The 13290-nt window shown below is 33.8% G+C and carries 15 protein-coding genes; 8 read left to right on the forward strand and 7 right to left on the reverse strand.

Annotated features, from left to right (window positions below; genetic code table 11):
* Positions 1-42 precede the first annotated feature (42 nt).
* The 7 genes from MKD52_RS07830 to MKD52_RS07860 are packed head-to-tail and all read right to left on the reverse strand — an operon-like array spanning position 43 to position 6745.
* The gene (locus MKD52_RS07830; RefSeq protein ID WP_242099858.1) at positions 43-1239 is read right to left on the reverse strand and encodes a type II secretion system F family protein; all 1197 of its coding nucleotides are present in this window, start codon (positions 1237-1239) and stop codon (positions 43-45) included.
* Positions 1239-2747, reverse strand: a complete 1509-nt coding sequence (locus MKD52_RS07835) for an ATPase, T2SS/T4P/T4SS family (RefSeq protein ID WP_242099859.1) — start codon at positions 2745-2747, stop codon at positions 1239-1241. Before MKD52_RS07835 ends, MKD52_RS07830 begins: the two co-directional genes overlap by 1 nt.
* Positions 2744-3403, reverse strand: coding sequence for an SH3 domain-containing protein (locus MKD52_RS07840; RefSeq protein ID WP_242099860.1), 660 nt, complete (start codon positions 3401-3403; stop codon positions 2744-2746). Before MKD52_RS07840 ends, MKD52_RS07835 begins: the two co-directional genes overlap by 4 nt.
* Positions 3404-4891: a pilus (MSHA type) biogenesis protein MshL gene (gene mshL / locus MKD52_RS07845; protein ID WP_242099861.1), complete on the reverse strand. Its 1488-nt coding sequence runs from the start codon at positions 4889-4891 to the stop codon at positions 3404-3406. It abuts the gene before it with no gap.
* Positions 4888-5148 (reverse strand): hypothetical protein, encoded by a 261-nt coding sequence (locus MKD52_RS07850; RefSeq protein ID WP_242099862.1) that lies wholly within the window; start codon positions 5146-5148, stop codon positions 4888-4890. Before MKD52_RS07850 ends, mshL begins: the two co-directional genes overlap by 4 nt.
* Positions 5145-5684, reverse strand: a complete 540-nt coding sequence (locus MKD52_RS07855) for a hypothetical protein (RefSeq protein ID WP_242099863.1) — start codon at positions 5682-5684, stop codon at positions 5145-5147. The genes MKD52_RS07850 and MKD52_RS07855 overlap by 4 nt, the downstream gene beginning before the upstream one ends.
* The gene (locus MKD52_RS07860; RefSeq protein ID WP_242099864.1) at positions 5681-6745 is read right to left on the reverse strand and encodes a hypothetical protein; all 1065 of its coding nucleotides are present in this window, start codon (positions 6743-6745) and stop codon (positions 5681-5683) included. Before MKD52_RS07860 ends, MKD52_RS07855 begins: the two co-directional genes overlap by 4 nt.
* Positions 6746-6842: 97 nt before the next feature.
* On the opposite strand from MKD52_RS07860, the gene MKD52_RS07865 reads away from it, so the two are divergent.
* The 8 genes from MKD52_RS07865 to carA all read left to right on the forward strand — a co-directional run bounded on the left by MKD52_RS07865 (position 6843) and on the right by carA (position 13281).
* Positions 6843-7070 (forward strand): type II secretion system protein, encoded by a 228-nt coding sequence (locus MKD52_RS07865; protein ID WP_112057654.1) that lies wholly within the window; start codon positions 6843-6845, stop codon positions 7068-7070.
* Positions 7067-7873, forward strand: coding sequence for a type II secretion system protein (locus MKD52_RS07870; RefSeq protein ID WP_242099865.1), 807 nt, complete (start codon positions 7067-7069; stop codon positions 7871-7873). Before MKD52_RS07865 ends, MKD52_RS07870 begins: the two co-directional genes overlap by 4 nt.
* Positions 7870-8250, forward strand: a complete 381-nt coding sequence (locus MKD52_RS07875) for a hypothetical protein (RefSeq protein ID WP_242099866.1) — start codon at positions 7870-7872, stop codon at positions 8248-8250. Before MKD52_RS07870 ends, MKD52_RS07875 begins: the two co-directional genes overlap by 4 nt.
* 79 nt (positions 8251-8329) lie before the next feature.
* The gene (locus tag MKD52_RS07880; protein ID WP_242099920.1) at positions 8330-9559 is read left to right on the forward strand and encodes an aromatic amino acid transport family protein; all 1230 of its coding nucleotides are present in this window, start codon (positions 8330-8332) and stop codon (positions 9557-9559) included.
* Positions 9560-9564: 5 nt separating this feature from the next.
* Positions 9565-10926: an L-serine ammonia-lyase gene (locus MKD52_RS07885; protein WP_242099867.1), complete on the forward strand. Its 1362-nt coding sequence runs from the start codon at positions 9565-9567 to the stop codon at positions 10924-10926.
* Positions 10926-11534 (forward strand): dethiobiotin synthase, encoded by a 609-nt coding sequence (gene bioD, locus MKD52_RS07890; RefSeq protein ID WP_242099868.1) that lies wholly within the window; start codon positions 10926-10928, stop codon positions 11532-11534. The genes MKD52_RS07885 and bioD overlap by 1 nt, the downstream gene beginning before the upstream one ends.
* 53 nt (positions 11535-11587) lie before the next feature.
* On the forward strand, positions 11588-12139 hold the full coding sequence (locus tag MKD52_RS07895) for a DUF507 family protein (RefSeq protein ID WP_242099869.1): 552 nt from the start codon (positions 11588-11590) through the stop codon (positions 12137-12139).
* Positions 12139-13281, forward strand: a complete 1143-nt coding sequence (carA, locus tag MKD52_RS07900; protein ID WP_112057648.1) for a glutamine-hydrolyzing carbamoyl-phosphate synthase small subunit — start codon at positions 12139-12141, stop codon at positions 13279-13281. The genes MKD52_RS07895 and carA overlap by 1 nt, the downstream gene beginning before the upstream one ends.
* Positions 13282-13290: the final 9 nt, after the last annotated feature.

The raw sequence follows: 13290 nt of genomic DNA on the forward strand, positions 1-13290 counted from the left end.
ATACAAAGAAAACTCAAAAAAGCCACTAAAAAAGTAATTTAATTACCCCTTAATTTGCATTGGCAACTCCCAAAGTGGCAAAAAGATACCAAGCGCTAACCACAACACAAGAATCCCAAGCACAAAAACCATCAAAGGCTCCATCATTGCCAACAAACTCTCACTTTTATTCTGCAGCTCTTCTTGATGCAGCGCCAAAATTACCTCCAAAGCTTCTAAAAATCCCGCTTGATCCTTAGCGCTATGCAATAATTGCACACTTAACAAATCCCAAACTCCACTGCCCTCAAAGCTATCTGCAATCAAAGCTCCACGCATAAGGCTAGGATAAATCTCTTGCAATCTTTCTTTAAGATAAGTATTACTTAATGATTTTGTTGCAATCTCCAAAACTATTTTCAACTCTAAATTGCTTTTATAGAGCCAATAAAAACACAATAAAAACTGCGAAGTTTGATAAAAATATAACACTCTCCCAAAAAAAGGTATCTTTAAAAGCCATTTTGATATTTTTGCTTGAAATTTGTTGTTTATGTAATAAAGTTTTCTCAAAAGCCATAATCCTAAAATCATCACTCCTAGAATCAAAACCCCATAATTTAAAACCAAAACTCTCATAAAAAGTAAGCTTTGACTAGCCAAAGGCAGAGATGAATCAAGACTAGCAAATAAACTTTCAAATTGTGGCAGCACAAAAAGTGTGATACCTAAAAAAACTAAAACCATAACACAAACCACAAAAAGCGGATAAAACAGAATCTTTCTTAAAAGCTTATGGTTTTTTTGTCTATTTTGCAAATCCAGCAAAATAAACTCTACTGATTCTGCTAATCTCCCACTTTTTTGCCCTATCCCAATCATCGCGCAAATAAAATCTGAAAAACCAGCTTCCCTAAAACAAGCAGCCAACTCCCTACCTTGATGAAGCGAATTAGAAACCTTTAAAAACTGCATTTTCAGATAATTATTTTTAGTATATTTTTGGATATTTTCTAATATTTCTTTAAGTGGCAAATTAGCCTTTAACCCAAATTTTAGCTGATAAAATGCGCTAGAAATTTCTTTTGTCTTTGGCTTTTGCAAGAAAAAATAATCCAGCCAACTCTCTTTATAATCTATCGCCAAAACTAAAACTTTCTTCTTTTGCAGGGTTTCTTCAAGTGCTTTTTTATTAGGGGTGCTAAATTTTTGCTCATAAATCTTGCCATTCTTTTTGTATTTAACCACAAAAGAAGGCATTATTTAATCACCTTATACACTTCTTTAAGATCTGTAATACCATTTTTGGCTTTATTAAGCGCTCTTTTTTCTAGGGTAAAGCTTTCATCATTGGCAAGGATTTTTTCTAAAATTTCTGTTTTGGTGATTTTTTGGGCGATAAAATCTTCTAAATCTTTATCCATACACAAAATCTCTGCAACCACTTCACGCCCACTATAGCCCGTGTAATTACACATTTCACAACCTTTTGAAATAAAAACTCCATCTTGAGATTCTCGACAATGCCTACAAAGCTTCCTTAACAATCTTTGGGCAATGATTCCGCTTAAAGCTTGGGAAATAAAATAAGATTCTAATCCCATATCCAATAAGCGCACAATCGTATCTAGCGAATCATTGGTGTGTAGTGTCGCAAAAACTAAATGTCCTGTAAATGCCGCTTGAATCGCAATTTGCAATGTCTCTTTGTCTCGCACTTCACCCAAAATAATAACATCAGGATCCTGCCTTAGAACATTTCTTAAAATCGATGCAAAATTAATCTTAGCTCCTATTGCCACTTGAGAAATATGCTTTAGCCGATACTCCACTGGATCTTCAAGTGTGATGATTTTAAGATTCCTCTCTTTTAGGATATTTAAGATTCCATACATTGTTGTGCTTTTTCCACTTCCTGTTGGTCCTGTAATAAAAACTAAACCATAGGGTAAATTAAAAAGATTAGTGATTTTTTCTAGCTCATCAGATGAAAACCCCAAAGTCTCTAAAGGCATAAGTGTTTTTTGCTTATCTAAAATTCGAAGCACTATGGATTCTCCTTCAATCAAAGGAAGTGTGGAAACACGAAAATCAAAGTCTTTTATGATTTGGTTTCTTAGCTCTATGCTTAGAGAAAATCTACCATCTTGTGGGATTCTAGTCTCTGTGATATTAAGATGAGAAAGTAACTTAATGCACGAACTTAACGGATTTAAAAGCCAAGATTCCAAGCTCAAATACTCCACCAAAACTCCATCAATTCTAAGGCGAATCCTCATAGTCTCAAAGTCTCTCTCAAAATGCACATCACTTGCACCTTTACAAACAGCTTCTTGCAAAATAAGCTTTAAAAACTCCAAAATACTAGAATTTTCCTCTTTAGAATCTTTAGCAATTTCATTTGGAATCCTCTCTAAAAGTTTCTGTAATAATTCCTCTCGTTCAAGCCAAGAAATTGCCGCTTTAAAATCCCTATTTTTAATTAAACCAAACACGATAGAAAAGTTAGAAAAAATCATTTTCAAAGTTTCTTGATAAGACTTCTCAAAAGGATTTTTTAAGGCAATTAGCAGAGTTTTTTCTTCTTTTTTTATAATAATGGCTTCAAAATATCTCATTTGATCTAAGCTTAAGAGAAATGCCACCTCTTTTTTAATGGCACCAAGCTTAAATAGCTCCAAGCCAAGCTCTTTTGCCAACTTTTCAAAAAGCAAATCCTCTTCTTCTAAAGAAAGGGAATCCAAATCACTTTCAAAAATTTTTTTCAAATCTTATTGCCTTGCATTTGTGTCAATAATAAAACTAATTTTTCATCATAATAAGTTTGCAAAACATACTCTAAAACTTCTATGGCTTCTGTTTTTTTACCCTCCAAATACAATCCCTTTGCAAAAACTTCCCAACTTCCTAGATTCTGCGGATTCTCTTGATTTGCTTTTAATGCAAGAGTTTTTGCTGCCTGATAATTTTCTTTAGCCAAAAGCGCTTCTGCTTGATCTAACCAATCCTCTTTTGAATCCTTGGGGCGACTTGCAAGGATAATTTTTTTGCTTTTTTCTTGTGGTAATTTGGCTTGGGGCAATGTTTCTTGAGATATTTTTACTATAGTTTCTTTTTGTGGTGGCAAAATAGACTTTTTAGGAACTGCAGGATTCAAAGACAAATATTCTGCAAACACCCAACCACCAGAAACTCTCAAAAATCCATTTTCCATTTTAGAGTATTCACAAATCTTTGTGTTGTATTCTAACTTCCCTTGAATATCTGCTTCAATCGTTGGCTTCTCTCTTAGGTTTAGCTCACTAGCTTGGACATAAAAACAAGGCTTTGAGATAGATTTTGATTCCAAATAAGGATTAATATCTTTAGCAAAAAAGATCAAAACTCCTCCCACCACCATACAAAGCAAGGCAAATTTCAACATTTATTCCTCCTTAATAAGCCTATATCCAAGTGTTTCTAGACTAACATTTTCTTGTGCTTGGATAATTTTTGGCTCAATGATAAAAATAATTTCCTCTGTATTTTCTATCTCTTGAGAATAAGAAAAAAGTGGCTTAATCAATGGAATACTCCCCAAAATAGGTATTTTATTTTCCTTAGTGGTAAAATTTTTAGAAATCAATCCACCCAAAATCACTTTTTGATTGTTTTTCACACTCACAATTGATGAGAGTTGATTAGTCATCAAATTTGGTGGGGTTTCAAAGGCAGTGTTAGGAATCTCAGTGCGATTCTCTTTAGTTTTGGTAATGGAAGGATTGATTTTTAGCATAATTTCCTCCCCAAAAATGAGTGGAGTAATATCCAATAAAACCCCAGCAAAAAGACTTGGATATTCATTGTCTGTATTAGTAAGCGTTGTTTGGGCATTCGTATTTTGATAAATGGTATTTTTTTGATAGCGCAAAATATCTCCTACGCTAATCATAGCGGGTTGATTATTAAGCGTTAAAACTTTTGGATTAGAAATTGATTCCACCTTACCATAAGATTCTAAAAATTCAATAATCCGCGTAAGGCTTAAACCTTGTGAAAAAATATTGATTCCATAATGCAAATTATTCACACCCTTTTGTCCCACAATATTTATCCCACTCGCATTCCCAACTTCTCCATTCCCACCAAAACTCGCCCCCTCTCCAAATGGTGGAATTATTAAATTTTGTAGATTATAAAGATCATCCCAATTAATGCCTGTGGTATTAGTGTTATTGTGAGTGATACTCAAAATATGCACATCAATTAAGACTTGTTTTTGCAATCTTTGGTGCAAACTCTGAATATAAGCCCCCACTCTCTCTAATTCCTTTTTGCTTCCTCGCACACTAATAAGCCCTGCTCCCTTATTAAGCACAACCCTAGAATCATTTTCTTTTTTTCCCAAAATCCCTAATATCTCTCCCTCAATAGTTTCCCAAAAGTTAAATCCATCTTCACTAGTAATATTAATCCCTGATTTACTTGTCGCTTGTGAATCATCAGTAGCACTGCCATAGCTAGAATACCTAGAACTATCCTCGTGATTAATAGATACTGAAGTGTTGCTAATGCCTACTCGATTAGTGCTAACATAATTGATTTTATAAATTTTAGTCTCTATGCTTTTAAGTAGCAAAACATCATTCTTATAAATATAATGCAAATCTGCCTGATCAAAAAGCAAATCAAATACAAAATTCAAATCTTTACCCTTAAAATTAACCATTGTTAATTCTCTATCTAAATGGCTCTTTGCTGCTTCATCATCTAATACCACACTAAAAGAACATTCATTTGCAAACTCTCCTAAAACTTCATAAATCTTAACTCCGAAATCTTGCAATTCCAAATCAAACACTCGATTCTCACAAGCCTGCAAAAACCCAAAACTCATCCCCCAAAAATAAAAAATAAGCTTCAACAAATTCACAAAAACTTCCTCTCTTTGGCTAGACAAACTTCTCTCAAATCCTCTCTTATTTTGCTTTTTAACACCACACATTTTTTGCCAATTTCACTCACCACAAACCCTTCAAATTCCTCTCCAAGCCCCAGCCATTTGCCATTTAAATTAACCTTGCTAGGCATAATTCCAAAAATCCTTAAATCCAATTCTTCATAAAAAAATGGATCATAACACCAAGCAAACATACCCAAACAAAATACCACTAAAACTTGCTTCATCATTTTTCATCTTGAAGGGTTTTTAATGTCATAAAAAAATCCAATCTCTGTTGATTAGGATAAACCAAAAAACTCTCTGTTAAAAAAGTCTGTAATGCTTCAGCCTCTCTTAAAAATAAAAAAATGCTCTCAAAGTCTCCACTTCCGCTAACTAAAAATTTATCCACTTCTCTTGCAATAAAAAAAGATTCTAACTCGCTTCCTAATTTCTTTAAAACAAAGAAGTTTTGAAATTTTCCTTGCAGTCTTTCTTTTTTTTGATTCTGCTCTTTAATCAATGACTCTAGCTCTTTAATCTCTTGTTTTAGCCTCACATTATCCAAAATAGGAATCCCCTGCTTTTCTTGTAATTTTGCTAATTCTTCCTCCATTGCAAAAGTTTTAGCTTTTGCTTGATTAAAGGATTCTTGAATCTTTGCAAAACTCATCGCAAACACCGCGCCAAAGCAGCTTATAAACAAAAAAATTGCCACCAAGATTCTCTCGCGTAAAGTTCTTTTTGACAAAAATTCCTCTATCTTTTGGAGAATTGCTCTCACACCTTAATCCTTACAAAATAAAATCCCTCAATTTCCTCTAAACTCTCCAAATGTGCAAGATGATTCTGTTCTAATAACTCCAAAAACTCTATAACATTAGCACCTACAAATAAAATTTCAAAAACATCTTGCTTGGAATTAAAATAAGCGATTTTGATTTTTTGTAACTCTAAGAGCGGATTAATTTTGTCAAAAAATTGTGTGATTCTAGGATTAGTGTGTAAAAATTTTTGCAAAAACTGCTCATTATCTTTAAAAGATTGCTTTAAGGTTTCATATTTTTCTTGCAAAGCCACACTCTCTTTTTGCAACATTGTGTAATTTTGCATTTGGGTTTGTAGTGCTTTATTTTGATTTTCAATTTGTGCTTTTAAATTCTCATGATTTTTATTTTCAAGAAATATCAAAAGGCTTAAAAACAAAGGATATAAGAGCCCACAAATCACTCCAGCAGCACCACTAAGCAAAGTTATTCCCATCTTTTGCTTCCAAAATGGAATGGGTTTTTCTAAGGGGTTAAAATTCCACGATTCTTCTAAAGTTAAATCTTCAAGTTTTGGATTTAAAACCTCCCACTTTATCAAATTCCCCAAAGATTCTTCTTGAGTTTGCCCCTGCGTGTCCCAAAAATAAAAATTTGCGTTTGGATAATTATGAAAAATTTCTTGAGATTTTTCCAAAGAATCTTGCAATCCATTAAAGCTTTGTAAAAAAGTAATTTGCCCCTTAAAATATCCCACTAGAGTGATTTCTAATTTCTCGCAAAAATGGAGCATTAAAATAAATTGTTGCTCTTGATTAACTAATCTATAAGCCAAAAAAGCAGGATGAGTTAAAAACTCTCTAAAATCTTTGATTCCTTGTAATAAAATTTCCTTATTAATAAGCAAACAATAAAAGCAGTCTTTATCATAAAAATAGTGTAAAAAATATTCACAATCTCTTCTTAGATTTAAGATTTTGCAAATCTTGTCTTCTAAAAAGTCGTGAATATTTTCTTTGTCATATTCCTTAAGAAAAAGGGGATAAAAAACCATTGCCTGATTTGAAAAAAACCGCATTGCTTTTTCGCTTTTTATTGATTTTTTTATTTATTTTATCAATAATACTTAAAGACAATTAAAAAATTTTTTAACTTTTTATTTTTCAAGGACACAGATGTCAAAAAAAGCCTTTAGTTTATTAGAGATTATTCTTTTTATTTCTGTTATAAGCGTTCTTATAATCGCCTTACTCCAGAGCACTTCATTAAAAAATATCCAAATCCAAAAGCAGACTCTAGAACTTCAAAAAGTAACTTTTTGTAACAATGATAGTATTTTGTGTCTTTTTCAATCCAATATCCCCGAATCGCTTTATTTTTATGAAGTTAATGCCACAAAATGAAAAAAGCCTTTAGTTTAATTGAAATCACTATCGCTCTTGGAATCTTAGGAATCATCGCAATGCTAAGCGCTCCTTCTGTCCTAAAAATCTATGAACTCCATACCCTCTCCCAATATAAATTAGAAACCAAACTCCAAAGCCTTAATGCTCTTTTGCAAATCAAAAAAATCCTACAAGATTCAATCCAACCAAGCCTCAAAATAATCCCCAACGAATCAATAACTCAAAATCCCCTTAATCTCAAAAATAAAAGCTTAATTTTCTACCCCAAAATACAAGAATCATTTTTGATTGGGGATTATAGTTTGCCTTGTTTGCACGGAATCTTTAACCCCAAAACCTTGCAAATTCATTCTACTTTAAATTTAGAATTCCTAGCTATCAAGGCTGATTTTATCCATCTTTTAAATCAAAACTGCAAAATTTATCACAACAAGCTACACGCCCTTTTTGTGACAGAAAATTTTGTTTTCCCAGAGGATTTTTATTCGCAAAAATACACCGCAGAAATTCTAAACCTAAACGCCAATTTTCTGCAAACCACTATCCCAAAATTCCTAGAATCTGCTACAGCAAATCTTACTTTATTGCCCAAAGTTTATTTTTTACAGACACCCTATATTTTAGAGTTTGAAGACAAAATTTCCCTACAAACCAAAGACAAAACCCATATTATCTTTGAAAATCTTGATTCCTTTTTCATCTCCACAAATAATTTTGGAATCCTTTTAAAACTCTGCACCAAAGACGCAGACAACCAAAAACTCTGCTTAGAAGACTTTATTATAAAAGAGACATTATGAGAGCTTTTGTATTGCTTCCACTTATTGTTTTTATTATTTTAGGTGCGATGATTCTGTGGCTTTCACTCAAGCAAGAAACCTTACAAGAAGACCTACAAACCCAACACACACAAACAAAGCATCTAGCACTACACTTCATTTCTTTTAAAGAAATTATTAAAAGCAAGATTCAAGATAAAAGCCTTATAATTTCAGATTTCACAGAATTTTCAATGACGATTCATGAAAAATTTCATTATCAAGCTATTATCAAAAAGTTTGACTCTAAGCTAGAAAAAAACTCCATTTATTTTGTAGATGTTTTTGGTCAGTGTCTCTTTTCTATACAGCCTTGCTCATTACGGAAAGATTTTATTTTATATTTAGATACTTTTTAATAAAGTTGGCTTGATTGAAAAATTAAATTAAAATCTTAAGGAATTCCTTGTGAAATGGACAGAATTTGATACAAGGTGGATGCTCTCTCTTTTTGGGACAGCTGTTGGAGCAGGAATCTTATTTTTGCCTATACGCGCAGGAATGGGTGGGTTTTGGCCTGTTGTAGTAATGACATTGCTTATTTTTCCTATGGTATGGCTTTCACACCGCGCTTTAAGTCGCTTTGTCAATGAAACAAGTAGCGTTGATCACGACATTACTCACGCTGCTGAAGAATATTGGGGAAGAAATACAAGCTTTTTGATTACAATTTTGTATTTCTTTGCCATTTACCCTATTTGTCTTGCTTATGGTGTTGGGATTACCAATACTTTTGCTAGTTTCTTTATCAATCAATTACAACTCACAAATCTTTATGATTCTCAGACTATGCAACTTTACCCCTCTGTAAGGTTAATTCTGGCTATTATTTTAGCAAGTGCTATGATGGTAATTATGCTACTTAAAGAAAAGACCATAACCAAAGCTTGTAATTTCTTAGTTTATCCGCTTTGTCTCGTGCTTTTTGCCTTTTCTTTTTATTTAATTCCGCATTGGAAATTAGAGATTATTCAAACTACTCCAAGCCTAAAAGATTTTATTGAGATTGTTTGGCTAACACTTCCTGTGCTTGTTTTCTCTTTTAATCATTCCCCAGCCATCTCCACTTTCACCCTAAGTGTGCGTAGAGAATATGGAGAAAATTCCGAACAAAAAGCCAATCAAATTCTTTTTAGAACTTCTGCAATGCTCTTGATTTTTGTAATGTTTTTTGTTTTTTCCTGTATTTTGTGTTTAGATGCGACTGATTTTCAAGCCGCAAGAGATGCTAACATTCCCATTCTTTCCTATTTTGCCAATAAACTTGATGTGCCTTTTATTGCTTATGGTGCGCCAGTTGTAGCTTTTTTAGCCATTGTAACTTCATTTTTTGGTCATTATTTTGGTGCTTATGAAGGCTTAAATGGTATTTTACGCAAAGCCATCAAAATGTCTGGCAATGAGAATCCAAACCTTAAAGCAATCAAAATCTTTAGCACACTCTTTATGTATGTTACTATCATCGCTGTTGCTTATCTTAATCCTAGTATTCTAAATTTTATTGAGAGCTTAGGCGGTCCTATTATTGCGATGATTTTATTTATGATGCCAATGATTGCTATTTGGAGTGTAAGCAAACTCAAAAAATACAAGAATCCTGCCTTGGATCTTTTTGTAACTATTACAGGTATTTTGACAATCTCTAGTGTTGTTTATACCCTTTTTTAAAATAAATGAGTAATTTAAGTATTTTTAAAATCGGCATAGGTCCTTCATCTTCACACACACTTGGACCTATCTTAGCCGCCAATGCTTTTTGCAAAACCCTAAAGGAAAAAAAACTTTTTCAAGAAACTACTCAAGTTAATGCCACACTTTTTGGCTCTCTAAGCTTAACAGGCAGGGGGCATTTAAGCGATAAAGCTCTGATTTGGGGGTTAAGCGGACTTAATCCAAAAACCATAAATCCTTCTTTGCAAGAAGAGATTCTCAAAGAAGTTATGGAAAACAAAACACTCAAATTAGGCGGAGAGAGAAAAATTTCTTTTGTCTATGAAAAAAATATTCACTTTTGCAATGAGTTTCTACCTTTGCATGAAAATGCAATGGAGTTTTCTGCCCTTGACGAAAAAGGAAAGATTCTCTTTAAAGAAAGGTATTATTCCATAGGCGGAGGCTTCATTAAAACCCAAGAACAAATGCAAAATCGCAACACAACTAAAACAACGCAACTAAAACTTCAAATCAATAATGCCAAAGAACTCATTCAAGAAGCCAATAAGCGTAGAAAAAATCTTGCTGAAATTTCTATACTTTATGAAAAACAATTCCACACCAAAGAAGAAATTAGAGAATATTGCATGGAAATATGGGAAGTAATGCAAGAATCATTTTATCAAGGTTGCCACCCAAAAAGCTTGATTTTACCAGGTCCTTTACATTTACACAGACGCGCAAAGGGGCTTTATGAGCGAATTTGTCCCACCACAGATCCTTTTGGGATTTTAGACTACATTAGCCTTTATGCCATTGCTATTGCTGAAGAAAATGCAGGGGGAGGCAGAGTAGTAACTGCTCCAACAAATGGGGCTTGTGCGGTTATCCCCAGTGTGATGCTCTATCTTAAAAATCATAGCGTTGGCTTTAGTGATACCTTGGCTGTGGATTTTTTACTCTCTGCGATGATGATTGGCTCACTTTATAAGAAAAATGCAAGTATTAGCGGTGCTGAAGCGGGTTGTCAAGCAGAAATTGGTTCAGCTAGCTCTATGGCAGCTGCTGCAATGACTACAATTCTAGGTGGCAACATACAACAAGCTTGTAATGCTGCTGAAATTGCTATGGAACATCATTTAGGGCTAACTTGCGATCCTGCTTTTGGGCTTGTGCAAATTCCTTGCATTGAGCGCAATGCCTTTGGTGCGATTAAAGCTATTAGCGCTGCACGAATGGCAATGACACGCAAAAGCCATCCTGTAGTTAGCTTAGATAATGTGATTGCAACCATGTATCAAACTGGCAAAGATATGAATGCAAAATACAAAGAAACTGCTCTTGGCGGACTTGCCAAAACACTTAGTAAAAGCGTGTGCTAATGCAACTTTTTATTTGTGGTAGCCATACTGATGTAGGTAAAACTTCTGTAAGTGCAGCGCTGTGCTATGCTTTTGGGTTTGAATATTTTAAATTAGTCCAAGCTGGAATCCCAACAGATAGCCAAAAGATTCAAGCTCTAAGCCCTCACACCAAAATCCACCCACAAGGCATTCTCCTTCAAACCCCTGCAAGCCCACATATTGCAATGCAAAAAGAAAACATACAATACAATGGGTTAGAAATCCCCTTACCTCTTTCTAATCACCTTTTGATTGAAAGTGCTGGTGGGCTTTTTACACCTTTGGATTCTTGTGTGTGTATGATTGATTTTCTCCAAAAATATCGTTTTTCAACACTTTTAGTAGGAAGCTATTATCTAGGCGGAATCAATCACATTTTACTTAGCATTGACGCCTTAAGGCAAAGAAATATTGAAATTCTAGGACTTATTATCTCTGGAGAACAAAATCCCCAAATGGACAGCTTTATTCAAAATTATAGCTCAATTAAAATCGCTCATTTTCCCACCTACACCAATGATTTCCAAACCAAAGCCCAAAACCTCAAAGATTCGCTCAAAAAAAATGGAATCCTAAACTCAAAGTAATATTTTAAGAGATAAAACGCTAAAATTACAGAAAAATTATTTAAGGTTATATAATGAAGCTTAGACTCCCACACGCACCTTATATTGGAAATAAAATAGCACTTGATTTATCAACCTGCGGATTTGTTAATCTTTTGCATGGAATAGAAGGTATTAGCAAAATAGCACAAAACTTCATTGAAGCAGACATTAAAGAAGAAATAAAAATCGAAGAAAAAACAAGAGAAATCTTGGAAGAAAATCTTGATGAAATTGAATTTATGCAAGCAGATGAGCACCAGCTTTTTTGGAAAATCAAACATAAGCTTGCTGAAAATGAAGGCTTTATTTTAAATTGGGAAGATCGTTATAATCACCTTGCACACAAAATACTTGATGAACTTTACGAAGAAGATTTGATTGAATATTCTACCTCTGAAACACGCGTAAAAAATGTCATTTTCAAAGCCATTGATGGTTATGTTAAAATCTACAATGAAATAGAAAATATTGTTAATGAAAAAATTAGCAACTATAAACGCAAAATTGTTTTTGGCTCTGAAGAATATGATTTGATTTTTGATAGACTCTATCAAGAAGAGCTTAAAAAGAAAGGATTCCTATAATGCAAACTTTAAAAAATGCTTGGGTTTATTTAGAAAACGGAATGTTTTTTGAAGCAAAAAGCTTTGGAGCAAACAAAACTGCAACAGGCGAACTTGTTTTTAATACTTCAATGACTGGTTATCAAGAGATTACAACTGATCCAAGTTATGCAGGGCAGTTTATTTGCTTTACAATGCCAGAAATTGGGATTGTTGGGGCAAACCCAAAAGACACAGAAAGTCATAGTATCTTTGCCAAGGGTATTTTGTGTCGCAATTACAATGCCTTTTATTCCAACTTTCGTGCCACAGAGAGCTTGAGTGAATTTTTACAACAACACGATTGTATGGGGATTTGTGGATTAGATACAAGAATGCTCACACAAACTATAAGAAAACAGGGAGCTATGATGATGGTGGCTTCCACAGAAATTTCAGACAAAAATGAACTCAAAAAAATCCTTGAATCTTCCCCAAGAATCGAAGCTATTAACTATATCAAAGAAGTAAGCACCAAAGAAAACTATACACACGATGAGGGTCGATTTGACTTTGGGCTTATGGATTTTGCAAGACCAAAAACTAATAAAAAGATTCTTGCTATTGACTTTGGAATCAAAAAAAGTATTTTAAGAGAACTTGTAAATGCAGGTTTTAGCGTAGAAGTGATTCCACACTGCTTTGATGCAGAATCTCTTATCAAACGCCACAGCAATAAAGAGTTTGATGGGATATTTTTATCTAATGGACCAGGGGATCCACAAGTTCTAAATCAAGAAGTTACTCAAATCAAAAAACTCATTGAAGCAAAAATCCCAATTTTTGCCATTTGCCTAGGGCATCAACTGCTCTCTTTAGCCCAAGGCTATCCTACACACAAGCTAAAGTTTGGACATCACGGCGGCAATCACCCTGTTAAAAATCTGCTTACTAATCAAGTAGAAATTACAGCTCAAAACCACAATTATTCTGTTCCAGAATCCATTCAAGAAATCGCAGAAGTTACTCATCGCAATCTCTTTGATGGGACAATTGAAGGCTTAAGATACAAAACTGCGCTTATTTGCTCTCTTCAACACCACCCAGAAGCAGGACCTGGACCTTCTGAATCTACAGCACTTTTTAGCGAATTTGCAAAACTAATAGAAGAATCTAAAGCCTAAGAGGGCTTT

It is taken from the genome of Helicobacter sp. CaF467b, from assembly GCF_022664765.1.
GTDB lineage: Bacteria > Campylobacterota > Campylobacteria > Campylobacterales > Helicobacteraceae > Helicobacter_D > Helicobacter_D colisuis.

Coding starts and splice junctions, on each gene's coding strand:
- MKD52_RS07830 (WP_242099858.1), bottom strand. CDS start 1,239: ATGCCTTCTTTTGTGGTTAAATACAAAAAGAATGGCAAGATTTATGAG.
- MKD52_RS07840 (WP_242099860.1), bottom strand. CDS start 3,403: ATGTTGAAATTTGCCTTGCTTTGTATGGTGGTGGGAGGAGTTTTGATC.
- MKD52_RS07850 (WP_242099862.1), bottom strand. CDS start 5,148: ATGATGAAGCAAGTTTTAGTGGTATTTTGTTTGGGTATGTTTGCTTGG.
- MKD52_RS07860 (WP_242099864.1), bottom strand. CDS start 6,745: ATGCGGTTTTTTTCAAATCAGGCAATGGTTTTTTATCCCCTTTTTCTT.
- MKD52_RS07865 (WP_112057654.1), top strand. CDS start 6,843: ATGTCAAAAAAAGCCTTTAGTTTATTAGAGATTATTCTTTTTATTTCT.
- MKD52_RS07870 (WP_242099865.1), top strand. CDS start 7,067: ATGAAAAAAGCCTTTAGTTTAATTGAAATCACTATCGCTCTTGGAATC.
- MKD52_RS07875 (WP_242099866.1), top strand. CDS start 7,870: ATGAGAGCTTTTGTATTGCTTCCACTTATTGTTTTTATTATTTTAGGT.
- MKD52_RS07880 (WP_242099920.1), top strand. CDS start 8,330: ATGCTCTCTCTTTTTGGGACAGCTGTTGGAGCAGGAATCTTATTTTTG.
- MKD52_RS07885 (WP_242099867.1), top strand. CDS start 9,565: ATGAGTAATTTAAGTATTTTTAAAATCGGCATAGGTCCTTCATCTTCA.
- bioD (WP_242099868.1), top strand. CDS start 10,926: ATGCAACTTTTTATTTGTGGTAGCCATACTGATGTAGGTAAAACTTCT.
- MKD52_RS07895 (WP_242099869.1), top strand. CDS start 11,588: ATGAAGCTTAGACTCCCACACGCACCTTATATTGGAAATAAAATAGCA.
- carA (WP_112057648.1), top strand. CDS start 12,139: ATGCAAACTTTAAAAAATGCTTGGGTTTATTTAGAAAACGGAATGTTT.